18 protein-coding genes and 1 tRNA gene are annotated in these 24,685 nt (G+C 41.5%); 10 read left to right on the top strand and 9 right to left on the bottom strand.

Annotated elements, in window-relative coordinates; all coding sequences use genetic code 11:
* Positions 1-87: 87 nt before the first annotated feature.
* On the bottom strand, positions 88-489 hold the full coding sequence (locus tag IYN84_RS05040; protein ID WP_196138065.1) for a hypothetical protein: 402 nt from the start codon (positions 487-489) through the stop codon (positions 88-90).
* A gap of 55 nt (positions 490-544) precedes the next feature.
* Positions 545-817, bottom strand: coding sequence for a hypothetical protein (locus IYN84_RS05035; protein WP_196138064.1), 273 nt, complete (start codon positions 815-817; stop codon positions 545-547).
* 329 nt (positions 818-1,146) lie between these two features.
* Here IYN84_RS05035 and lon point away from each other — a divergent pair, with 329 nt between their 5' ends.
* Positions 1,147-3,513: an endopeptidase La gene (gene lon / locus IYN84_RS05030; protein ID WP_196138063.1), complete on the top strand. Its 2,367-nt coding sequence runs from the start codon at positions 1,147-1,149 to the stop codon at positions 3,511-3,513.
* Positions 3,514-3,520: 7 nt separating this feature from the next.
* Here lon and hemH read toward each other — a convergent pair whose 3' ends face one another.
* The 3 genes from hemH to IYN84_RS05015 all read right to left on the bottom strand — a co-directional run bounded on the left by hemH (position 3,521) and on the right by IYN84_RS05015 (position 7,381).
* Complete coding sequence (hemH, locus tag IYN84_RS05025; protein ID WP_196138062.1) at positions 3,521-4,492, bottom strand: ferrochelatase; 972 nt, start codon at positions 4,490-4,492, stop codon at positions 3,521-3,523.
* A gap of 77 nt (positions 4,493-4,569) precedes the next feature.
* Positions 4,570-5,223: an adenylate kinase gene (adk, locus tag IYN84_RS05020; protein ID WP_196138061.1), complete on the bottom strand. Its 654-nt coding sequence runs from the start codon at positions 5,221-5,223 to the stop codon at positions 4,570-4,572.
* A 184-nt stretch (positions 5,224-5,407) separates the two neighbouring features.
* Positions 5,408-7,381 carry a YfiR/HmsC family protein gene (locus IYN84_RS05015; RefSeq protein WP_196138060.1) on the bottom strand — a complete coding sequence of 658 codons (1,974 nt, stop codon included), beginning with the start codon at positions 7,379-7,381 and terminating at the stop codon, positions 5,408-5,410.
* Between the two features lie 147 nt (positions 7,382-7,528).
* Between IYN84_RS05015 and IYN84_RS05010 the strand changes: the two genes are divergently transcribed.
* Complete coding sequence (locus tag IYN84_RS05010; protein WP_196138059.1) at positions 7,529-9,079, top strand: DUF3369 domain-containing protein; 1,551 nt, start codon at positions 7,529-7,531, stop codon at positions 9,077-9,079.
* Between the two features lie 136 nt (positions 9,080-9,215).
* Here IYN84_RS05010 and IYN84_RS05005 read toward each other — a convergent pair whose 3' ends face one another.
* Complete coding sequence (locus IYN84_RS05005; protein WP_196138058.1) at positions 9,216-9,995, bottom strand: hypothetical protein; 780 nt, start codon at positions 9,993-9,995, stop codon at positions 9,216-9,218.
* 325 nt (positions 9,996-10,320) lie between these two features.
* On the opposite strand from IYN84_RS05005, the gene IYN84_RS05000 reads away from it, so the two are divergent.
* The 5 genes from IYN84_RS05000 to IYN84_RS04980 all read left to right on the top strand — a co-directional run bounded on the left by IYN84_RS05000 (position 10,321) and on the right by IYN84_RS04980 (position 16,826).
* Positions 10,321-10,397: transfer RNA gene (locus IYN84_RS05000), tRNA-Arg, on the top strand.
* 120 nt (positions 10,398-10,517) lie between these two features.
* Positions 10,518-13,982, top strand: coding sequence for a transcription-repair coupling factor (gene mfd, locus IYN84_RS04995; protein ID WP_196138057.1), 3,465 nt, complete (start codon positions 10,518-10,520; stop codon positions 13,980-13,982).
* A 48-nt stretch (positions 13,983-14,030) separates the two neighbouring features.
* Positions 14,031-15,302, top strand: a complete 1,272-nt coding sequence (locus tag IYN84_RS04990; RefSeq protein ID WP_196138056.1) for a CsiV family protein — start codon at positions 14,031-14,033, stop codon at positions 15,300-15,302.
* Positions 15,303-15,391: 89 nt separating this feature from the next.
* Positions 15,392-16,528 carry a saccharopine dehydrogenase family protein gene (locus IYN84_RS04985; RefSeq protein ID WP_196138055.1) on the top strand — a complete coding sequence of 379 codons (1,137 nt, stop codon included), beginning with the start codon at positions 15,392-15,394 and terminating at the stop codon, positions 16,526-16,528.
* Positions 16,529-16,580: 52 nt separating this feature from the next.
* Positions 16,581-16,826 carry an EF-hand domain-containing protein gene (locus tag IYN84_RS04980; RefSeq protein ID WP_196138054.1) on the top strand — a complete coding sequence of 82 codons (246 nt, stop codon included), beginning with the start codon at positions 16,581-16,583 and terminating at the stop codon, positions 16,824-16,826.
* A gap of 58 nt (positions 16,827-16,884) precedes the next feature.
* Here the strand turns inward: IYN84_RS04980 and IYN84_RS04975 are convergent, their stop codons facing one another.
* Entirely contained in the window at positions 16,885-17,358 is a 474-nt protein-coding gene (locus IYN84_RS04975; RefSeq protein ID WP_196138053.1) for a DUF4826 family protein, read from the bottom strand.
* A 708-nt stretch (positions 17,359-18,066) separates the two neighbouring features.
* On the opposite strand from IYN84_RS04975, the gene IYN84_RS04970 reads away from it, so the two are divergent.
* Both IYN84_RS04970 and IYN84_RS04965 read left to right on the top strand, forming a co-directional pair.
* A complete protein-coding gene (locus IYN84_RS04970; protein ID WP_196138052.1) occupies positions 18,067-19,587 on the top strand; it encodes an aldehyde dehydrogenase family protein in 1,521 nt (506 codons plus the stop codon).
* Between the two features lie 105 nt (positions 19,588-19,692).
* Positions 19,693-20,736, top strand: a complete 1,044-nt coding sequence (locus IYN84_RS04965) for a Glu/Leu/Phe/Val dehydrogenase (RefSeq protein ID WP_196138051.1) — start codon at positions 19,693-19,695, stop codon at positions 20,734-20,736.
* Positions 20,737-20,802: 66 nt separating this feature from the next.
* Here IYN84_RS04965 and IYN84_RS04960 read toward each other — a convergent pair whose 3' ends face one another.
* Together IYN84_RS04960 and IYN84_RS04955 are read right to left on the bottom strand one after the other, a co-directional pair.
* A complete protein-coding gene (locus IYN84_RS04960) occupies positions 20,803-21,366 on the bottom strand; it encodes a YSC84-related protein (protein WP_196138050.1) in 564 nt (187 codons plus the stop codon).
* A 68-nt stretch (positions 21,367-21,434) separates the two neighbouring features.
* Positions 21,435-21,911 carry a CinA family protein gene (locus tag IYN84_RS04955; protein ID WP_196138049.1) on the bottom strand — a complete coding sequence of 159 codons (477 nt, stop codon included), beginning with the start codon at positions 21,909-21,911 and terminating at the stop codon, positions 21,435-21,437.
* Positions 21,912-22,078: 167 nt separating this feature from the next.
* On the opposite strand from IYN84_RS04955, the gene mutS reads away from it, so the two are divergent.
* Complete coding sequence (gene mutS / locus IYN84_RS04950; RefSeq protein WP_196138048.1) at positions 22,079-24,655, top strand: DNA mismatch repair protein MutS; 2,577 nt, start codon at positions 22,079-22,081, stop codon at positions 24,653-24,655.
* Positions 24,656-24,685: the final 30 nt, after the last annotated feature.

Raw genomic sequence — 24,685 nt, 5'->3', positions numbered from 1 at the left:
AAGGCTCAAATTTCCTTTATAAAAAATCCAAATTATATCAGAGCCCTTGCTTATCCAGGCGAGGTCGCATTAGTTAATGATTTGCGCTTAGGTGTGTTTGTCGGTTTCAAGCTGACTGATTATAATGAAAACAATGCCTAGAACGAGAACCATTGCAGTTATTACAGACCAAAAAGAGTGATAGCCAACTTCCCTGGCGGTTAAAACCAGATGAGACAGGTAGAATGCATTAAACACTATGGCACAAGGTATCGTTAGAATACACAATAATACTCCGCCTTTTAAAGGATGATAAAAAGCATAAACAATATTGAATGCAGTAGATAGTAATACGACTACAACCGCTGTATTTTCTAATGATTTGCTTTCTGGGATATCTTGAGATAGCAGTGTTGCGCTCCCTAAAAATAAAAATAAAGCGATGACAAGCCCTCCTAAGGTCCTGGCTACAAGCTTTAGTAAATAGACTGTTTGCGGGCCTGATTTCATTGGCTAGTAGACACTTTGATTGTGCGTTTGAAGGTATGCTGACAACATCTTATATCTATACCTTGACATCAATGTGGCCATCAAAGTCATCATTATCATTACCATTTGAAGTTGTTCGTTTTCCCCCTTCAACACCTTGGGCATCGGATTTCTTTTTAACGGCTTCCTGCTTATTTTCTTTCCTGGAGCGTCTGGTTGACTCATTAACTTTCCGCGTTGCATCAATCGGCTCTGTCTTTTCTAACTTATTTGAAGCATCAGCCTTGCGAGATGGACTCCCGCCTTTTGTGCTGACGCTCGGTTTTGATATATCGGCGATATTGATCATTTAATAGCTCCCTTTTAAAGTTTATAAATTTCCTGAAACTACTCCGCTGAAATCTTAATTGTTCCACAAGCTGCCAAATTAAAGGGCTTGTCTTGCTCCTGAGTTTTGTTTGGCGGAAAATCGAACTTGATATACAGCAATATAAATTCGATCATCTCTAGTTAATATATCGGCATTTTTATAATTAAATTAAACTTATTATTAAAATAATCAATATAAACAGCATGCTATCTATTTAACAAGTTTATAAGGTAACCGCTGCTTGAATTAACGGAAACGGCATCTTAATTGCTATAATAAAGCTGAATCTTCCGACAGGAAATAACTCTATGGAAAACCACGAAAAACAGATTTCGAAGATACGTAACAGTGATAAAAAAGCTGACTATTTGCCCACCAGAATTTGCTTACTTCCAATTAGCGAGAGACCATTTTTCCCTCCTCAGACGCTACCGATACTAATGAATGAGGATAACTGGCGGGAGACGATAGATGTTATTAGTGATGATTATAAGGATACAACGGGGTTGGTGCTGGTAAGAAACCCCTCTGCTGAAGACGCAAAACCGGAAGAGTTCTTCAAAGTTGGCACCTTGGTTAAAATACATCATCCTGTTTTGTCTTCAGGTAAAATTCAGTTCATCGCGGAAGGATTGCAACGCTTCAGAATTAAAAAGTGGATTAGTAAACAGCCACCCTTTGTTGTTGAAGTCGAATACCCGAAAGAGCCTGCCTACAAAGAGAGTGATGAGCTTAAGGCTTACGCAATAGCAATTATCAATACTCTGAAAGAGCTGGTACCGCTAAACCCTCTTTACAACGAAGAATTAAAGTTTTTCTTAAATCGTTTTGATCCGAATGAACCTTCTCAACTAGCCGACTTTGCTGCAAGTGTTACTACAGCAACCAGAGAAAATCTTCAGGAAGTATTGGAAACTGTTCATCTCAGAAGGAGAATGGAAAAGGTTCTTGTATTGATTAAAAAAGAGCTCGAAGTGGCATTGCTTCAAAAAGATATCCATGATCAGGTAGAAGAAACCCTGAGTGAGCATCAGAGACGATTTTTTTTAAGGGAACAATTAAAAGCCATTCAAAAAGAGCTGGGTATAGCTAAAGATGACAAAACAGCAGATATGGAGCGCTTCGAACAAAATGTTTTAAATAAAACTCTGCCTCTTTCTGCTCAGGAAAAGTTTTATGATGAGCTCCGCAAGCTTTCAATTCTGGAATCGGGCTCACCTGAATATGCAGTGACAAGAAACTATCTGGATGTATTTTCAAAACTACCCTGGGGAATTTACACTAAAGACAATTTAAAACTTAGCTCTGCAAAGCGCTCGCTAGATAAAGAGCATGCCGGTCTTAATGATGTTAAACAGCGAATAATCGAGTTTCTGGCACTCGGAGCGATGAAAGGAGAAATTTCAGGTTCTATATTGCTTCTAGTGGGCCCTCCAGGTGTCGGCAAAACTTCGATTGGGCGCTCTATCGCTGGAGCATTAAAAAGAGAGTTCTTTCGATTTTCTGTTGGGGGAATGAGAGATGAAGCGGAAATCAAAGGTCACAGGCGCACTTACATTGGAGCGATGCCAGGAAAAATTGTTCAGGGTTTGATTGAGACTGGCTCTGCCAACCCGGTCATTATGCTGGATGAGATCGATAAAATAGGTAGTAGCTATCAAGGCGATCCGTCATCAGCGCTTCTCGAAGTCCTCGATCCGGAGCAAAATAATCAGTTTCTGGATCACTACCTAGATGCCAGGGTTGATTTATCGAAGGTGCTCTTCATCTGTACCGCCAACCAACTTGATACCATACCTCGCCCTTTGCTGGATCGTATGGAGATGATCCGTTTAAGCGGATACATTCTGGAAGAAAAAGTTGCCATTGCACAAAAGCATTTATGGCCAAAACTACTGGAAAACGCGGGAATTAAATCGTCCCGAATAAAACTGTCTGATTCAGCACTGAAATGTCTGATTGACGGTTATGCTCGAGAGGCTGGTGTCAGAAGCCTGAATAAACTACTCGCAAAAATAATCCGAAAGTCTGCAGTTAAACTAGTTGCCGACAGTAAGGCCAAAATATCCGTCACTCAGAAGAATTTGGTAGATTTTTTGGGAATGCCTCACTTCTCCAAAGAATCTCTGATGAGTGGCGTTGGAATTTGTACCGGATTGGCATGGACATCCTTAGGAGGAGTAACACTCAGTGTCGAAGCTGCAATGATTCATGGAGGCTCGCGCGGATTCAAGTTAACCGGTCAGCTAGGGAACGTAATGAAGGAGTCAGCCGATATCGCTTATAGCTACATCGCTGCTAACCTTGAGAAATATGGCGCTACTAAAGATTCTCTGGACAGAAAGTACATTCACTTGCACGTACCAGAGGGCGCTACACCAAAAGATGGCCCTAGTGCAGGTATAACTATGGCTAGCGCCCTGCTCTCATTAGTACTTAATCGAAAAATTCGGCCCAAATTCGCGATGACGGGAGAATTGACTCTTAGTGGAAGTGTTTTAGCGGTAGGAGGTATTAGAGAAAAAGTGATCGCAGCTAAAAGGGAAGGAATCAACAATATCATACTTCCCAAGTCTGTAGAGGGTCGGTTCAACCGTTTCCCAAAACATATCCGGGATGGGTTAAATATTTATTTTGTCAGTCATTACAACGAGGTGTTTGGACTACTTTTTTAGTCGTAAACTATACCGTTTCCATTTTTGTGATCAGAGACAACATCATCTCGATGTGTCTCTCCCGATCATTGAGCGCAGGGATATAATCAAATTTTTCTCCGCCATTCTCTAAAAACAGAGCTTTATTTTCCATGGCGATTTCCTCTAGTGTCTCAAGACAATCTACCGAAAACCCGGGACATATAACCGCAATTTTACTTGTTCCTTCCGCAGCAATTTCTGGCAAACGCTCATCCAGATAAGGCTTCAACCACTCTTCTTTACCTACTCTTGATTGATACGCTACTTCCCACTGATTTTCGGCTAACCCTAGTTCCTTAGCAAGTAATTCTGCGGTCTTTTCACACTGCTCCTGGTAGGGATCTCCGCTAGTTACATATCGCTTGGGGAGTCCGTGAAATGACATGACCAGTTTATCTTTACCTTTTATCGAATCTCTGGCCGAGGCGGCCAATGCCTTTATATATGAGCGGTGGGAGTGATATTCCTGAATAACATTCATTTGAAAAGAATAGTCTTTCTCAAGTAATTCGAGCTGGTCTGTTACCGGAGCCGTTGTGGTTGTTGAATATTGCGGATAAAGAGGCAAAATAGTAACCTCATCAGCGCCCCACTCCGCGAGCTTGTCTAGACCTTGTTTGATACTTGGCTCAAGATAGGTCATTCCTACAACGACCTTAAATTCAGTACTACCAACTAGTGAATTCAATGCGGTTTGTAATTTTTCCTGTTGCCGTTTAGTTAGCACTAGAAGCGGAGAACCATTTTCAGTCCAGATTTTGCGATAGTTTTTTGCGACTTTGGCTGGGCGAAAGTTTAGAATAATCCCATACAATATTGGGAGCCATATCAGACGAGGCAAATCTACTACCCGCCGGTCACTCAGAAAAGCCTTTAAAAATCGACGAACTGCCTCGGGCGTTGGTTCTGAAGGCGTGCCCAGATTAACGAGTAAAATACCGCGTTTTTGATTTTTCATATCTTAGAGATGATTTGTTTAAGAAGAGAACTCGCCATTTGCTAAGCCCTGCTCTGCGGCAGGACTTAACATTTTAGTTAACTCAGTGCTGAAAAAATAGCTTCTCTGATAGAATCGAGATCGCCAACACCCGGGACTGTTACATACTGAGGAGCACCTTCTCCTCCCTTATCGGCCCAACTTGAATAATAATCCACCAATGGCTTTGTTTGAGAGTGATACACAGCTAGCCTGTCTTTTACGGTATCTTCAGAGTCATCTGGTCTTTGTATCAAATCTTCACCGGTTTCGTCGTCCTTGCCTTCTACTTTGGGCGGATTAAAAACCACATGATAGGTTCTTCCAGAGCCCGGATGCACACGTCTTCCACTCATTCTTTTAATAATTTCTTCGTCATCTACGTCAATTTCTACAACGTAGTCAACGTCAATACCATTCTCTTTCATTGCGTCAGCTTGTGGAATCGTGCGTGGAAAACCATCTAACAAGTAACCGTTTTCACAGTCCTTTTCCGCCACTCTCTCTTTTACCAGACCGATAATGATATCGTCCGAAACTAATTTTCCTGCGTCCATGACTTCTTTTGCCTGTAAACCCAGAGGTGTGCCCGCTTTAACGGCAGCTCTAAGCATGTCCCCGGTTGATATTTGCGGGATTCCATACTTCTCTTTAATAAACTGTGCTTGAGTCCCTTTTCCGGCCCCCGGCGCTCCCAACAGAATGATACGCATTTTATTCTCCAAATTGCGTTGAATAGTCATGTCATGAGGGTGTCATTATAGACAGCTGGTTATTTAGTGCAAACCTAATTTTGATGAAAGTAGAAACCTCACTATTTGGCGCTAATTAACCAAATATTAACCTTGCTATAGAGCTAGAGATGAGAATCTTACTGCATTGGTGCACTTGCTCAGTTTACTCTACTTCTGATGGTTGCAGCTTTTTTATATCTATGGGCATTTGTAGGCTAAAATGTGCGCCACTATCACTGTGCAGGCAGCGTATTTTTCCTTTAAGCTTTTGATGCATCAGGTTGAAGCAGATGTTTAGTCCTAGCCCTGTGCCTCCGTGAGCTCTATTAGTAGTAAAAAAAGGGTCAAAAACTTTTTCGACCTGTTGATCCGGAATGCCTTTTCCGTTGTCTCTGTATTCTATAGTAATATTGTCACCTTCGACCCGGCAGCAAATTGATATTTCCCCGTCGCTAATTGCATTTCCAAAACCATGTAATAAGGAATTTACTATCAGATTGGTTATAATTTGAGCGAAAGCTCCTGCATAGGAAGTTATTTTTATTGCTTCGTCGCAATCTATTTTAACCCGATGATTCCCCTGCTTAAGTTTGTGACGCAAATTCTGACATATCTCGCCGAGGTATTGCTCTAACCCAAAGGTACGGACTTCCTCTGTCGTCTGGTCAGTAGACACCTGTTTAAAACTTCGAATTAGCTGACTAGCGCGGAGAAGATTTCGGTCGAGTATTTCACCGGATTCATTTAAGTCTTCGAGAAGTAGTTCGAGCTCTGACTTTTTGAGCTGGCCCTTCTCGTACTTTCTTTTGAAGTTCTTAATCGATTCCAAAAGGTGAGATACTGAAGTTACACCAACCCCTATAGGAGTATTGATTTCATGTGCTACACCAGCCACCAGTCCACCCAACGCGGCCATTTTTTCAGATTCAACTAACTGGTCCTGGGTTTCTGTTAACTGGGCATGAATTTCTTCCAGTTGACGATGCTTTTCCTCAAGCTGGCTATGTGAGCGTTTTTTTAGCCGGTAGCTTCGATAGATAACGACTACACTGAAAGCCACTGAGACAATCAATAATATTGAGCCATATAGCGCGATAGTTTGGTTCTTAATTATTGAGCTTTGCTCCAGGAGTGTTTCTTTTTGAGTTTCCAGTTGTAATAACGAGTCTTTCAGCTCTTCCTTTTGTTTATTGATCTCTTTCGATTGTTCAAGTAAGAGTTGCTTATTTCTTTCGATCAGTGTTGCCAGGTCATCAATTGCCGCTGACTTTTGTTCCAGCTCTTGTTGTTTAGTTCCAAGGAGCTGATTGTTTTCAACTAGCTCTTTTCTAGAAAGATTGAGGGATGCGTTTAATCGCGAATATTCATCTTTTAGTTTGTCGTATGAGTCTTTTTGCGCCTTTATCGTAGTATCCAAAGTTTGCAGTCGTTTTTCCTGAGCGCCAATTTTCTGCGATTGTGATGCCAGGACTTCACTTTGCTTATCAAGCAGCCCCTGTTTACGGTCAACTTCTTTTTGAAGCGCTCTTAGCATTGATTGACTTTTGACCATATCCGCTTCTAAATCCTTTACTAAACTGGCAATATCAATTTCAGTACCACCAAGGATTACGAAATCAGAAGAGACTTTAAGGCCTTGATATATCAGGTTATAGCGGTTTAACTCAAACCCGATTCGGTTTCTGGACTCGTAAAGAAAGTTAATTCCAAATAGTTGTTTTTCATCAATTTCCTGAGTTACCAGTAGCACTGGCTTATCCTTAATTAGCCCATTTAGCTGGCGGAGCTGATCGGCGGAGGATTTTTCCAGAAATATCAAATCAGCAGGTAGTAGATCTGCATGGCTTTTAGCATATCGAATGGTAATTGACAGGTTACGAACTTTTACTTTTTTGAGCTTTTCCAATGCTTCCAGTTGCTTGCGATTATCTCCTAAATAAACAACCTTGATTGATTGCATACTTTTTTCGTCAGGCCATTCGATATAGCGTATGAAATTAACTATAAAGGCTGCTTTGAGGTCTTCTGCTGTTGACTCTGCTGCCTGCAACACCGGTGATAAGTAAAAGCAGCAAAGGAAAACAGTGGCTAATGCCATTTTGAATGCAGAATGAGTACCTTTTTGTACATCAAACATCAGGTAACGCCTGTGAAGTTACATAAAATCAATAGGTTAATTATAGAAAAACTATTGATAACTCGCATAAAAGTTGAGTAAAAAATGGCTGTTTTGCAAAATTATTACTATAACTTAAAGATAGGTATCAGAGATTACTATTAGCTTATGAGTGATAATGACGAATTAATTTTTGCGGACGAAGACGACGGCTTAGAAGAGGTCAGTCAGCCCCCTCGAAGCGAAAAGCACTGGCATTTGCTAGTTGTCGACGATGAGCCTGAAGTCCATCAGGTTACTCGACTTGCACTCAAGAACTTTACATTTCAGGATCTTCCGCTTGAAATAGACTCCGCTTTTTCTGCAAAACATGCCAAGCAAGTACTTGAAGAGAATGATTATGCAATCATTTTATTGGATGTTGTTATGGAGACAGACCATGCAGGACTTGAATTGGTAAAATGGATCCGAGAGGTACATCGAGATCAGCATGTGAGAATTATTCTTCGAACAGGACAGCCGGGGCAAGCGCCTGAAAGAGAAGTCATCCGGGACTACGATATTAATGACTACAAAGAAAAAACCGAACTTACCTCTAACCGCCTTTTTACTTTGATGTACTCAGGATTAAGGTCATATAGAGACATCATCAGCCTGCACCGAAATAAAAAGGGGCTCGAGACTATTATCAAAGGGACTGCGAAGGTTTTCGCGCAACATTCACTTAAAGAGTTAACTCAAGGCGCTCTGGAACAGCTAACCGCCCTGCTCCAAATCAGCGAAGGTGCAATTTATGGGGAGTTAGAAGGGTTAACTGCGACACAAAGCGGTAACGAAAGCCAGGTAGTCGCCGCTACAGGTAAATACAGCAATTACATTTCTAATAATCTTGAAGTCGCGGTCAAAGATTTTCCCAAACCTAATTTACTTGATAATTTAAGGCTGGGGCGTAATCAGTTTGAAGAAGATTACTTCATAGGCTTTTATGAGTCTCATCTAAAGAAAAAGAATATTCTTTATCTTGAAGGGCTTCCTCCATTAAGTCAGCTTGATAAACATCTTATCCAGATATTTTGTAATCACATTGGTATTGCTTTTGATAACACTTCAATGTTTGAGGAACTTGAAGTTACTCAAAAGGAAATTGTTTATCGGATGAGTGAAGCTGTTGAGAACCGCTCAAAGGAAACTAGTCATCATGTAAAAAGAATGGCCGAGATCTGTTTGCTGCTAGGCAAAGCCATAGGACTTGGTGAAAGGCAACAGGAAGTTCTCTATATGGCGGCTCCACTGCACGATATAGGCAAAGTAGCGATTCCCGATGCGATACTTAACAAGCCCGGAAAGTTAGACCCTGAAGAATGGGAAATTATGAAGAATCATGCAGCCATCGGCAGGGATATTCTTGCGGGCTCTAAACTTGAAGTGATTCAGGTCGGATCATTGATCGCAGGCGAACATCACGAACGATGGGATGGTAACGGTTATCCCAATGGAAAGTCCGGAAAAGACATTTCCGTTTATGCAAGAATTGCAGCTCTGGCAGATGTAATTGATGCTTTGTACAACGAAAGGTGTTACAAACCAGCTTGGCCATTGGATAAGATTCTCGACCTGCTAAAAGCTGAAAAAGGTAAACAGTTTGACCCTGAATTAGTAGATATAGTACTAGACAAAATCGATGATATCATCGCTATACAAAATCGATTCCCAAACTAATTTTACTCAAAGCTTGGCCATCTTTCATTTTGTATGAGGCTTTATATAGGAGGCTTTGCAAATGTACAAATTCTCCTACTATATGAAATATGTCAATCCTATCTGGTCAACTGTTTTGAAGCTGGTTGCCTGGTTTCTAGTTTGATTGCCAAAGCGTAGCATCATGACCCGAAGTAATATCCGTGCTTAATGGCAACATCGGTCCTGGATTATAAAGCCTTTCCTGTGGTTCCTTGAATCCGCTTTTACCCGGCCAGCCCGGCCCAACTATTCTTGCTCTCCGAATTTTTAGCGGCTTTTTACCTATCGATTCGAAAAACTCAAAACATTCAGGTTTGGTAGCCGTATCGAGAAAAATAACTAGCACTTGATACTTCCAACCTGTTTGCTCTGGTGTCGTTTGCGGACGAATGCTTTTTGAAAAAGAGCAGGAAGCTGGCTTGTTTTTTAGTAAGTCGCCAGTATCAAGAGTAACATGAAAAGTCCAGCCGTCTCTTCCTGTTCCAGTTATTAAACCTTCTCCATGTACAGTACCGCTTACAACAACGTAGGAGTTCTGTTCAAACTCATAATAACCTTCAAATGGTGTTTGATTATTCCATTTGAGCCCTTCTATTCTGGCTCCGCCCACAGGGTTAAAATCAACGTTATCGAGTACATAAACACCTGTTCCGCCGTGTACTTCTTCGTTTGTCTGATTCTCACCTGGTGAGCGGCTTTGAATCACTTGTTTTAACTTCTTTGGATCAACTCTAATTGTATTCTTATCCTGAACGCGTGATATTTCTTTCGAAATGGTTTCCTTTTTTAATTCTGCCGCCAGTGAAAGACTACTAAAGAGATACAAAATGGCGGTGCCCAGAAATGTAGAATAAAGTGCCTTTGTTTTTAGGCCCTTCGACAGATTTGCGTTCATATCAACCTCCTCCGATGATTTCCCTGTATACCGGGTTATTTTTTCTTCTCTTTTTGTGCTAACCTTCATTATCCAGACTAGCAGATTGGGTGTTTTTTCGCCTTATCTAGATCACAAAAACTGGCAACTAAATAGATTTATCCAAGAAGTATGTTTGTCGCTGTTAAGATTAAGACACTTTCAATCTGATTTTGGCTAATAATTAACCGATAAATAAACTATCTTGCTTATTGGTTAAAGAATAATTTTAAAATAGAGACTTTTATCCTGCAGGACTATTTATTTTTTTTCTCAGTTCTTGTTAAAATCCCCTCTCTCATATTTAGCGCCTGTAGCTCACTTGGATAGAGCGGCCCCCTCCTAAGGGGCAGGTAGCAGGTTCGACTCCTGCCAGGCGCACCATAGAAACATCCACTTGTGAAAATATAGATTTCACGCTTATTCCCCCTCCACCTTATGAGCAGGCTAAGGTATAATCTTGCGCCTGAAAATGTAACTTAACTACCTATCTGCGACAGACCTTTGAAAGATCTATCAAAACTTCTACGTTTAAAGCCTGGTTTCCAAAATCACTGCCATAATGTCTATGGAAGCTCTTTTGCTCTGACGATTGCAGAGACTGCCAAGCTACATAATGGGCTAATTATAGTTCTACTTCCCAATGCGTTAAGCTATCTTAGCCTCAAACGAGAAGTAGAGTTTTTTCTGCACGATCAACAACCTGCTGGACCAGTTAGCGCTGGTTCAAGCAAACAGATACCAGTGTTTACTTTGCCGGACTGGGAAACACTGCCTTATGACTATTTTTCACCCCATCAGGACATAATTTCGGAGCGTTTAAAAACGCTAAACCAATTACCAGGAATTAATAAAGGTGTTTTATTATTGCCGGTTAGTTCTGCGCTTCAGAGACTTCCCTATCGACAGTTTATTGAGCAACAGTGCCTGTCTTTGTCAGTTGGACAAAAAATAGATCTCAAAGCGTTACGTAAAGAGCTGGACGACAATGGTTACGCTTTTGTTGCCACTGTTATGGAGCATGGTGAGTTTGCGGTAAGAGGGTCAATTATAGATCTCTTCCCAATGGGATCTGACGAACCAATAAGGATAGAGCTGTTTGATGATGAAATTGAGTCCTTACGCTTTTTTGATCCAGAAACACAGTTAACCAAAGTAAAAGTAGATTCAATAGACCTGTTAGCGGCTAAGGAATACCCGACCAATGAGACTGGGATAGCAACTTTCAGACAAAAATGGCGAGCACTATTTGATATCAGTGAGTCATCGATTTATCGAGACGTTAGTAATGGAGTTTTCCCTGCCGGGATTGAATATTATTTGCCTTTGTTCTTCGATCAGCTGTCAACAATTTTTGATTTTATTAACCTTGAACAATCTCTTGTTGTCAGAGGAGAAGATCTTTCGCAAGCAACCAGAAGTTTCTGGATTGATTTAAAAGATCGGTACGAACAGTACCGGCATGATATCGAGAGGCCGATTATGCCTCCGCAAAGCCTTTTCATTGAAGAGAGCGAATTCAATTCATTTTTAAAAGGGTTACCTCACTTATCGCTTGAGCAGGATGTATCAAGAGCAGAGAAATCGACCAGCCTGAACTTTGGGCGCTGTCCACAAGTAACTGTCGAACACAAACTATCCGACCCAACCGAAAAGCTCAAAAATACGGCCAAGAACTACTCCAAGATACTGATATGTTCGGAGTCGTCAGGACGACAGGAAGTATTGCGGGAACTTCTCACTAAACACAAGACTTCACCTGTTATTATTGAAACGTGGCAACAGTTCCTGGAATCCACCGATTCAGTCAACTTAACGACGGCTCCACTTCAGCATGGTTTTAGTTGTGATGAGTATCTTGTTGTATGCGAAAGTGATCTTTTTGGTAGCCAGGTGTTGCAATCCAGAAGGCGTCAAAATAAAGAAGTTTCTCCCGATCAGTTAATTCATAGTCTGGCAGAGCTAAAACACGGCGATCCTGTTGTCCACATTGATCAGGGGGTTGGCAGGTATCTTGGGCTTCAGACATTAAATGCAGGCGGTGTAACAACAGAGTTTTTGACTCTCGAATATAACGGCGGTGATAAACTCTATGTACCTGTACAAAGTTTACACCTTATTCATCGCTATAGCGGTAGTAGTCCGGAAACAGCTCCTTGGCATAAACTAGGAAGCGAATCATGGACTAAAGCCAAGCACAAAGCGATCGAAAAAGCGCGTGACACTGCGGCAGAACTTCTAGACCTTTACGCAAGAAGAGCTGCAGAAAAAGGCGTTAGCCATAAGCTTGATCAGTTAGATTACGTTAAATTTGCTAGCGAATTTGAATTTGAAACAACTCCTGACCAGCAAGACGCTATTGATGCTGTTATCAAAGATATGAAATCGAGCACTCCTATGGATCGATTAGTTTGTGGCGATGTCGGGTTTGGAAAAACAGAAGTAGCTATGCGCGCAGCCTTCATTGCTATCCAAAATGGCATGCAAGTGGCAATGCTAGTTCCTACGACACTGTTAGCGCAGCAACATACAAACTCTTTCCAGGATCGATTCTCACAGTGGCCGGTTAATGTCGGCTCATTATCCAGGTTTCAGACCAAATCTGAGCAATTACAGGTACTGGAGCAATTGGAAAACGGAAAAATCGATATTGTTATTGGAACTCACCGTCTTCTGTCCGGTAATCCTAAGTTTAAAAATCTGGGTTTATTGCTCATTGATGAAGAACACCGGTTTGGAGTGCGTCAAAAGGAAATTCTCAAATCTTACCGGGCGAAAGTTGATATCCTGACCCTCACTGCTACCCCAATTCCGCGGACATTAAACATGTCAATGTCCGGAATGCGAGACCTATCAATTATTGCTACTCCACCAGCAAAAAGATTAGCCATTAAGACTTTTGTTCGTCAGCATAATGCTCCACTTATTAAAGAGGCAATCCAAAGGGAGATCAGACGTGGAGGCCAGGTCTATTTTCTGCACAATTCAGTAGAATCGATCGAACGAGTGGCACGAGAATTAAAGGATATGCTCCCAGAGCTGGAAATCGGTGTTGCCCACGGCCAAATGCGCGAACGTCAACTCGAAGACGTAATGAAACAGTTTTATCATCAGCGTTTTCATGTACTGGTTTGCACTACTATTATTGAAACCGGTATTGATGTACCAACCGCTAATACCATTATCATGGATCGGGCTGACAAGCTCGGACTTGCACAGCTGCACCAATTAAGGGGGCGAGTCGGTCGGTCGCACCATCAGGCGTATGCCTACTTGTTAACACCAGGTCCAAAATCCATGACCAAGGATGCTAAAAAACGTTTGGAGGCTATTGAAAACCTGGATGATCTAGGTGCAGGCTTCATATTAGCAACCCACGACCTTGAGATTCGAGGGGCTGGAGAGTTACTAGGTGAAGAGCAAAGTGGTCATATGCAGACCATTGGTTTCAGTCTTTACATAGAGTTACTGGAAAAAGCTGTCGAAGCGTTGAAATCAGGCAAAGAACCCTCTCTAAAGGTAGCTCAGGAAGAACAAACAGAAGTTAATCTTGGCCAGTCCGCACTGTTACCAGACAATTATGTACCTGATGTTGGGCTAAGACTATCTCTTTATAAGAGAATTGCTAATGCCAAAGACAGGGAGACCTTGAAACAGCTGCAAATTGAGTTGATCGACAGATTCGGATTACTTCCTGAAGCAACCAAGTCACTCTTTGTAGCTGCCGAACTTAAGTTAAAACTAATCCCGATGGGTATTACCAAGCTAGAAGCTGATGAAAAAGGACTAACCGTTGAATTTAGCGCTGAACCCAATATAAACACCCACAAGCTGATAGAGCTCATACAAACAAACCCTACCGGCTACCAACTCGTTAAAGGAACAGTTCTTAAAGTCAAGTGTCCAAATGAAAGTCTGGAACACCGTAGACAACAAATTGATTCTTTGATTGAAACGATTAGCTTGTAAAGGTTAGTATTCAAGTGAAAATATAACAATTAGCTGTATCTCAACCCGATGATTTTATTTAAAAAAGCCAAGTATATTAGTTTAGTTCTAGCAGGAATTGCCTCTAGTGCTATTTCCGCTGAAGAAAGTGACCCAGTTCAGGATGGCCCTAAGTGGTATCAGGTAGAGGTTGTCTTATTCAAATCAGAAAGCTTGAACGCTTTAAGTGATGAGTCGTGGGACCCGGAAACCAAACTGGAATTGTCTACTGATTTTCGTGATTTTCTCCAACCCTACCGTGTGATCAACGGTCAGCCTTCTGCCGAGTTCGAAGATCTGATAGAGCAAGAAATTGTGAGTCAGCCAGTTTCAAGTGACTCTTCTATTGCAACAAATACCGACAATAATTTAGCTTTCGACGCTGACGCCGGGGAGCTTGAAGTTCCTTTTCAATTGTTGCCTGAATCACAGCTGTCTCTAAATAATGAAGTTAAGAGCTTACAGAAAAATCCCGAGTATAACGTTTTATTTCACATCGGATGGAAACAGCCTGTCTTGTCCTCAAATGAAGCTCGTTCTATCCGAATAGCTGGCGGGCGCGACTATAGCTTAGATTATTTGTACGATGGAGAAAAAAGGCAAGCGGGTTTGAACCTGTTCTCATCCCCAACGGACTCTGACGATTTTACTGCATCAGATGAAAACTTTTTGACAAATAATTCCGGCTCAGATTTCAACGAGTTTTCTTCGAATAATGAGAGCAAAGAGGAAGAAGTTCTTCCAAGTATGGACACAATTGAACCGACCTTATGGGTTCCAGAAATTGATGGTGATATTAAGATATATGTTGCCAGATATTTACATGTTAAAACTAACCTTTATCTGAGACGTCCGGATAAGTTCGAAATTGAAGCGATTGATCTGGACCTCTTCAAAAATGATGAGTTCAATGTTTTAAAGGAGAGCAATCCTGTCAGTACTTCTCTGAGTGATAATCAGTCTGTCTTTACTTCCGACACGTTTAACGAAGCAAGTCAGTTAGACAAAACTAAAACGGTTAGCGACAATTTAGCTTTACTACAAAGCCAGGCGGAAAAACAGGGAGTAATGTCTGATATTAACCAAAACCACAAGTTTTCTTGGGAAATTGACGACGACTTTTTAAACAGCGAGTCTCAAAAGCTGTACAAAGAGCGCCTTTTTAATTATTCAATGAAACAGGCGCGGCGAATGAGAAGCGGAGAACTCCACTATTTTGACCATCCGTTATTTGGTATGTTGATATTAATTACGCCGATAGAATTAAATGAAGAAGAACCATCGGTTCCCCCTTCCTTTTAAAAATAAAAGTGGACTTTAGTTTAGGCTCAAGTTTTAAAATCAAGCGCAGGTTTATGGCGTAAAGTACGCAATTATAATTGGAGTGTTATATGGCAAAGATTGTAGTATTAGGTGCAGGGATGATTGGGAATGCCATGGCACTTGATCTCGCTGGTGAGCACCAGGTTACCGCCGTCGACATAAACAAACGATCTCTAGAACGTATAAGAAAAGCAAACTCGTCTGTAGAAACTGAACTGTTCAATCTTAAAGAAAATGACGACTACAATGACTTACTTTCTGAATTTGACTTAGTAGTTTGCGCAGTACCCGGCTTTATGGGTTTTGAAACGTTAAAAAAGATTTTAAACGCGAAAAAGCCTGTTGTTGACATTTCTTTCTTTCCGGAGAATTGCTTTGATCTTGATTATCTAGCAAAAAAGAATGATGTCTTTGCTATAGCTGACTGTGGGGTAGCTCCTGGAATGTCCAATGTGATACTGGGACATATTGACAGCACCATGGAAGTAAAAAAATATGAATGTCTGGTTGGTGGTCTGCCGATAAAACGGGAGTGGCCTTTCAATTATAAAGCGCCTTTTTCACCAATTGATGTTATTGAGGAATATACTCGCCCTGCTCGATATGTAGAAAATGGTGAGCTCGTTGTTCGCGCGGCTTTATCAGACTGCGAGCTTATGGAAATCAAACGGGTAGGTACACTTGAAGCCTTTAATACTGATGGCTTGAGAACACTGATCCACACAATGGATCATATACCTAATATGAAGGAAAAGACTCTTAGATATCCTGGACACGCGGAATATATTGGCGTTTTGCTAAAGTCGGGATTTTTCTCAACTCAGGAAATGGAAGTTGAGGGCATGGCGTTCAGACCGATAGATGTAACAGCTCGCATTCTAAAAGATAACTGGAAGTTAAAACAGTCAGATGAAGAGTTCACTGTTTTGAGAATTACCATTGAAGGTGATAGAAATGGTAAACAGAAAAGATATATCTACCGAATGCTTGATCATGGCTGTCAGCAAAGTAAAACATCTTCCATGGCAAGAACAACAGGTTATACTGCTACGGCTATTGCCAACTATGTGTTACAAAATAAACCGGAGTCCGGGGTGCTTGCCCCCGAAACAATTGGCGCGCAAGAAGGTGCATATGCTTATGTTCTGGACTATCTAAAAAGCCGTGGTGTTGATTATAGAATTGAAGAATTCACTTTAGATTAAGTATACAACGTGTTGAAATATATAATTTTTATAAGTAATTTAAGGAATACTAATGACTGATAAATCACTCTCTCAAGAGAAGTTGAGCGAAATCAAAGAAAACTTCGCATTTTTTGATAGCGATAATAACAACGAAATAGATAAGGATGAATTTCTGCAGTTACTGAGAGTCATTTCGCCCAAAACGACAAAAGAACAAGCAGAGTCAGGCTTTGCTATGGTCGATGAAAATAATGATGGCCATATAGATTTTGAAGAGTTTATCGACTGGTGGCAAGCCTGTTGGTGGGAATACTAGTTCTTTATGCAAAAAAAAGCCTGCATCGCAGGCTTTTTTTTACCGATAATTCTTCACTTTAACTGGCTTTTAGCCCTGTTTGAGCCCAAAGCTTTTCATCACTATATATTTGATAAAGTGCTTCGGCTTTTGAAACCAGTTCTTTTGCAAATGCTTCTTGTGTGTTTTTGTTTTCGCCAGTAAATTTTCCTTCAGCGATTGCATCTTCTATGTTCGCAGCTTTGAGTTGCCAGTTCATAGAGAAATAACGAAGAGCTTCTCTGGCATGGTTTGCAACTTTAGCTGGCGCGAGGTCGGTAGGCAGTTGTCCACTGAGCACCCAGTAGTCTTCACCTTTAGTCGTTGAATTTACATACCAAACGCCTAAAACTGGCGGTAAACACTGTGTTCTACTTTGCTCTATTTTCTTCGGTTGAACACCTTTTGATACGCAAAACTTTTGAACCTTTACAAATTCTTCCTGATTCCAACGCTTGATTTGTTCTTCTTTTTCTTGTGCGCTCATTGGTTCCTGTTGGACTTGCTCTGTCATATGACTCCCTCTTAATGTATCTACAACAGCGTTTCCGGTAGTTTTACGTGGATATTTACTAATGTCGTGCAGTTAAAGACATAAAAGAGTCCTAAACCAAGCAAAATAACAACATTGCTTTGACCGGAAATGCAACGAAGGCGCTAAAACTAAGTGATTTAAAGGGATAGTTCAAGCAAATTCGCCACCAAAAATGTAAATATTTTACAATTTTCTACTATACAAACGTTTAAATTATCCCCATAACTGCTTAATTTTTAAGCCATTTACGGCCATCGCAAAAGCGCATTGCCCCTGTTTCTTATTTTGCTAGTCCTGTTAATAATAGTTGGCTGAACTGGTCAGATGTGCTTTTACACCACGAAATGCGCCGAATATGAAGGTTACTTCCGCTAAATCACTTGCAAAATGCACGATTAAACTGGCTATTCTCTCCCTTCAATGGTATCTTTGCGCCAAATTTTCAGGCAGCCCGGGCAGCTTTTTAGCTGGCAACAGAGCCGGTTTTTATTGTCTGCTTTGCCTGACAGCAAGTTAGAACAGGTCCACTTGCTGAAAATGGGGAGGAACTTAATAAGGAATCTGATGATTCTAATCATAATAAGAGCGGTCTAAATCGCTATACTTACGACACCAAGTGGTTGTTTCAATTTCATATGAACAAGTAACTTGGGCACTAGGCACGACAATTTATTTTTGAGGAATCCAATGAAACTCTTAGACGATCTAGGTATTAAGTCAATCAACTCCGGTGCTTGCTGGGGTGTCGACCAGTGGTCTACTGCACAAGAAGAAGTTATTACTTCTTTTAGTCCTGCCAACGGTGAGGAAATAGCCAAAGTTTATGCTGCGTCTGAATCAGACTATGACACCATTATTGAGAAAGCGGAAAAAGCGTTTGAAGAGTGGCGTGCTATCCCTGCTCCAGTGCGTGGAGAACTAGTTCGAAAGATGGGTGACGCTCTTCGTGAAAAAAAGGACGCTCTTGGCAGTCTGGTATCACTAGAAATGGGAAAGAGCAAGGCCGAGGGAGACGGTGAAGTACAGGAAATGATTGACATGGCAGATTTTGCAGTTGGTCAGTCAAGAATGCTGTACGGCAAAATGATGCATTCTGAGCGTCCTCAACACAGAATGTATGAACAATGGCAGCCACTTGGCCTTGTTGGAGTAATCTCGGCATTTAACTTCCCTGTAGCAGTCTGGTCATGGAACGCATTTATCGCAGCAATTTGCGGTAATGTAACTATTTGGAAGCCTAGCCCTAAAACTCCACTTACCGCTGTCGCTGTACAGCATATCTGTAATGATGTTCTTAAGGCGTCAGGATACTCCCCTATTTTTTACATGTTTGTAGATGGCGAATCTAACAAGCTAGCCCAGAAATTTATTGAAGATAAAAAAGTCAAGAAGATGTCTTTCACCGGCTCTTCCGTTGTAGGAAAAATGGTTGGTGTTAAAGTTGCTGAACGAATGGGTAAATGTCTACTTGAACTTGCAGGAAACAATGCGTTAATTGTTGATGAGACAGCAAATCTTGAGCATGCAATTCCTGCAATTGCTTTCGGAGCTGTTGGAACTGCAGGGCAAAGATGTACAACCACCCGCCGCTTGATTGTTCATGAGTCGATTGCTGAAAAAGTAACTAATATTCTGGTAGATGCATATAAACAAGTAACTATTGGTGACCCACTTGACACCGCTAACCTGATGGGGCCTCTGATAGACGAGACGGCCGTTAAAAACTTCGAAGATGCTGTAGCAAGAGCAAAAGAGCAAGGTGGCGAAGTGTTATTTGGTGGGAATCGTATCGATCGCCCTGGTCATTATGTGGAACCTACGATTATTCGCGCCGAAAATGATTGGGAAGTAGTTCAAAATGAAACATTCGCTCCGATCCTTTATGTTATGACCTATAAAACAATCGAGGAAGCGATAGCACTCAACAACGGCGTACGCCAAGGATTGTCATCTGCGATGTTTACCCAAAATATCAGCAATGCGGAAAAGTTCCTTTCCTATGCCGGCTCTGACTGTGGAATTGCAAACATCAATATCGGTACCTCTGGTGCTGAAATTGGTGGTGCATTTGGCGGTGAAAAAGATACAGGTGGAGGCCGTGAAGCAGGCTCTGACTCCTGGAAAGCATACATGCGCCGTCAAACCAATACCATTTTCTGGGGTGATACCCCAACTCTGGCTCAAGGTATCACCTTTAACATTGGTTAATGGTTAAGGCTATTGCCTTGAGACTAATCTTTACGACAACTATGTCAAAGCAGCTGGCAGAATCGCTGGCTGCTTCTTTCAGTTCAATCTCATTAGGAGAATAACATGGCTGTATTTAACTTACGCGCTTATGATGACCACGAAAAAGTAGTCTTCTGCCGTGATCCTGAATCAGGCCTAAGCGCTATTATTTGTGTTCACTCTACTGCTTTAGGTCCTGCAGTTGGCGGATGCCGTATGTGGGAATATAACTCAGATGAAGGAGCGCTTATCGACGCACTTCGTTTATCTCGTGGTATGAGTTACAAGAATGCATTAGCCGGTCTGAAAATGGGTGGTGGTAAATCAGTAATCATTGGTAACTCTAAAACAATGAAATCTGAAGCGCTTTTTGAAGCATTCGGTAAGTTTGTAAACAACTTGAATGGACAATATTACACCGCAGAAGATGTTGGTATAAACCCAGATGATATGGCGATTGTACACCGCAAAACCGAGTATGTTTTAGGTCTCGAAGGTCGTAGTGGCGATCCATCACCAGTTACTGCTTATGGTGTCTATAAAGGTATGAAGGCTGCAGTTAAGCACCGATTAGGACGAGATACTCTGGAAGGCGTTAAAGTCGCAGTTCAAGGTCTGGGCCACGTTGGCTACTATCTGTGTGAACATTTACGTAATGAAGGCGCTGAGCTTTTCGTTACCGACATCAACAAAGAATCTATTGATCGAGTTGTTGATAATCTGGGCGCTACTGCAGTTGATAAAGATGATATCTACTCTCAGGATGTTGATGTTTATGCGCCGTGTGCTTTAGGCGCAACCATCAATGATACTACTATCAAGCAGCTTAAATGCTCTGTTGTTGCTGGTGCAGCTAACAACCAGCTGGCAGAAGATCGCCATGGAGATGTATTAAAACAAAAAGGTATTCTTTACACTCCAGACTATGTAATCAATGCTGGCGGTATCATTAACGTTTCTTTCGAAATGGAAGGTGGTGAATACAAAAAGCAAGATGCGTTGAATAAGGTCGACGAAATCTATGGCACACTCCTTGAAATCTTTGGCGCTGCTGAAGCTGAAGGTAAAACAACAAATGTTGTAGCTGACGAGCTTGCCAGAAAGCGTATAGCTGCTGCAAAAGCATAATAAAAAAAGATACGCTGAAATGAAAAAGGCGAGCCATAAACTCGCCTTTTTTGTTCTCCAAAAAGTCTAATTGAGTTCACTATCCTTCCAGTATTTAGTACCCTTTAAGGTTGCTTGTAATGCCAGGCCACTTTGAGTTAGCTGATAAATTGTTACGTTATCAATGATCGCCTCTCCCGCAACAGCTGCCCCTTTATCGCTTGCTTTTGCCGCTGCATCTGCCTGACCACCAAATGCCCAACCATGTTCTATAAAGCGGTTATATGCATTATCTGTGTGAAATACGAATACTGCTCTGAAATCTTTTAATCCGGCACCTAATCCGACACCTATTTCCCCCATTTTCATATAAGTAACCTTGCCAGTATTATTGTTCTTAGCCATGCCATACCCTCCGCCAAAGCTGGCGAATATAATATTTACATTAACATTGCTAAAGACTGCATAGCCCGGCGCGCCACTCACCTGGTGGCGAGTATCTGGTTTTAGATTAAATAATTCGGTAAGTACTTCGTTTTTCATATTTTGCACGGACTGACGCTTTTGCGCCGGAGTTGTTCCATTCATCGTTGCACAGCTTGAAAGAATAAAAATACTAAACAGTGCAACAATCAGAGTTCTATATCCCATTAAAAATCTCCACGAACTTTTAGAGTTTATGTGCTTTTCATATCAGTCATTTGCCTGCTTGAAAGCAATTATTGGTTTTCTATCGCCGACAATACCATTTCTAACGCTTTTTCCACAGTTTGTTCTCTAACTTGATTACGGTTTCCCTCAAACAGATATTGTTTAGCAATAACCTTGTCGTTAACACAGGTGGCGATACATACTGTGCCTACCGGCTTCTCTCTACTTCCCCCATCTGGACCAGCAATTCCACTAACGGCTACTGTTATAACTTTATCGAAATGTTGATGAGCACCTCTTGCCATTGCCTCTACCACTTCAAGAGATACTGCACCATGCTGGTCTATTAGTTCTGCAGGAACACCGGCTAAACGCGTTTTGCTTTCATTACTGTAAGTGATGAGTCCCCCGGCAAACCAATTGGAAGAACCGGCCTGGTCGGTTAATGCCTTACCTATCCAGCCACCTGTGCAGGATTCGACTGTTACTACTCTAAGCTGTTTAAATAGCAGCCTGACAGATAATTGAGAAACCAGTTTTTGCATCTTAAATTAGACCTTGAGTTTGAAATTAATCAGTTTGGTTTGGTTGATAATTCTAGTAGAATTCGACTCATATAAGATCATTTTCATTTAGTTTTTTATCAAACTAATCCACAGAAAACGAATTTATCTATTAATCCAATTAATTAACAAATAAAAACATAAAGTCCATGAGCAACAACCATACTCCAATGATGCGTCAATATCTGGATATTAAGACCGAATATCCGGATATTCTTCTTTTTTATAGAATGGGCGATTTTTATGAACTCTTTTACGAAGATGCAAAAAATGCTGCTGAATGGCTAGGGATTACATTAACTCATAGAGGAAAGTCTAATGGTGAACCAATCCCTATGGCAGGTGTACCCTTCCATGCGGTTGACAATTATCTTTCTCGATTAGTTAAGCAAGGGCGTTCGGTCGCTATTTGTGAGCAAATAGGAGATCCGGCCACAAGTAAAGGTCCGGTAGAGCGAAAGGTAGTGAGAGTCATAACTCCGGGAACACTTAGCGAAGATAGTCTACTTGAAGCAGACAAAGAAAATCTTCTTACAGGCGTATACTTTCTAAAATCGTGTAAAAATGGATTTCCATACGGATTAGCCTGGCTAGACCTGGCCGGTGGGCAGTTTTACTGTAACGAATTTCGAACAGAGACTGAATTATTTAGCGAGATCGCTCGTTTAAAGCCAGCAGAAATCCTGGCTGAGTCCAGTTTTTATGAAAGCCTGTGTAATATGGGTCATACAGTCAAATTGCTCGATGACTGGCAGTTTGACTACGGACAGAATTATCAGTCTTTGCTTAAACACTTCGGGGTTAAAAATCTCGATGGCTTTGGGTGTGATGAAATGCAGTCTGCGATTTGTGCCGCAGGTGCTACCCTCAATTACGCCAAGCTAACCCAGCAAAGTTTACTCGGTCACTTAAATCAAATTAAACCTTTTGATAATCGCGGAATTTTGTTCTTAAATGCTCATACGCGAAAGCATCTGGAAATTACTGAGAATTTATACGGAGAATCCGATAAATCTCTATTTAATGTAATCAACCGGACAAAAACAGCGATGGGCTGTCGACTTCTTAAAAACTGGTTACATGCGCCGCTTGTCGATAAAACTTCGATTGAGAGACGTTATAATAAGGTTGAGTCACTTCAACATAGCGGTAACCTGGAAGAACTACGCGCTCTGCTGGCTCCAGTTCGCGATATGCAGCGCATCTTGACACGTATTGCTTTATTATCCAGCCGACCAAGAGACTTAACAGGTTTGCGCGAAAGCCTTGGTGTTTTACCATCACTTATTGGCTGGCTCAAAAAGCAAGATGATCAGCGTCTTTATGAACATGCTGAAAGCTTAAGCGAACATCGAGAGATCTTCGAATTACTGGAACGGGCTATTTTTGACAATCCGCCAGTGGTTATTCGTGACGGTAATGTAATTCGTGATGGCTTCAATGAAGAGCTTGATCAGCTTCGTTATCTCTCAACAAACGCTAGCGATCTTCTGGCTGATATGGAAGAAAGAGAAAAGGAAGCGACCGGGATAAATACCTTAAAAGTCGGCTATAACAAGGTTCATGGGTTTTTTATCGAGATTTCTAAAGCGCAGTCCGACAAAGCACCTATACATTATACACGACGCCAAACTCTGAAAAATGCAGAGCGATTTATTACCCCCGAACTTAAAGAGCTGGAGGAGAAAGTGCTCTCCAGCCAGGCAAAAGCCTTAGCACTTGAAAAACAACTGTACCAGTCATTAATTGAGTCATTATTGCCATCAGTTCCTGCGCTCCAATTTACTGCAGAACAAATTGCAATCCTTGATGTACTGCAATCTTTTGCTGAAATAGCCGAACAGGAAAACTATGTTCGCCCGGTGCTTATGGAAACTACCGGAATTAACATCACCTGTGGTCGTCACCCGGTAGTTGAAGCTTATCAAAATGACCCTTTTATTCCGAATGATGTAGTTATCGGTGAACAGCAAAAGTCTTTAATTATCACCGGTCCTAATATGGGGGGTAAGTCAACTTATATGAGAATGACCGCGATTATTGCCCTACTCGCTCACGCAGGTTGCTTTGTACCGGCAGAATCTGCCGAAATAGGTTTGCTTGATGCTATCTACACTCGAATTGGTGCGTCGGATGATTTATCCGGTGGCCGTTCTACTTTTATGGTGGAAATGAGTGAAGCTGCTAATATCCTTAACAATGCAGGAGAAAAGAGTCTGGTAATTCTCGATGAAATAGGTCGAGGAACCAGTACCTATGACGGTATGGCTCTGGCCTGGGCGACGCTTGACTATCTTAATCAACGAATTAATCCTTTGGTGCTGTTTGCCACTCATTACTTCGAGTTAACGCAAATAACGCAAAAAAACCAGAGTATCAAAAATATGCATTTCGGAGCCATTCAACATGGAGAGAAACTCATACTGGATCACCGAATTCATCCGGGACCGACGAGCAAAAGCTATGGTATTCATGTCGCCAAACTGGCCGGTGTACCTGATGGCGTGCTTAAACTGGCACAGGACTACCAAATGCATCTTGAGCAAGGTAAACACCATCAGGATAGCGAAACGGTGCCTCAACCTTCTGTAAACTCTACAAGAGAGGTACAAACTCAAGATCCAAGAATCGCACTGCTGGACTCGTTGAACGCTGATGAACTTACCCCAAAACAGGCCCTGGATCTGGTTTATAAATTGACTCGACATTCTATCTTAACTGAGTAAAATAGCGCCCAATGTGAAAAACTGGCGAAT

Source organism: Aliikangiella sp. G2MR2-5 (genome assembly GCF_015687155.1).
Lineage (GTDB): Bacteria > Pseudomonadota > Gammaproteobacteria > Enterobacterales > Kangiellaceae > Aliikangiella.
Note: the sequence above shows the minus strand (reverse complement) of the source record. Positions and strands in the feature narration are given on the sequence as shown.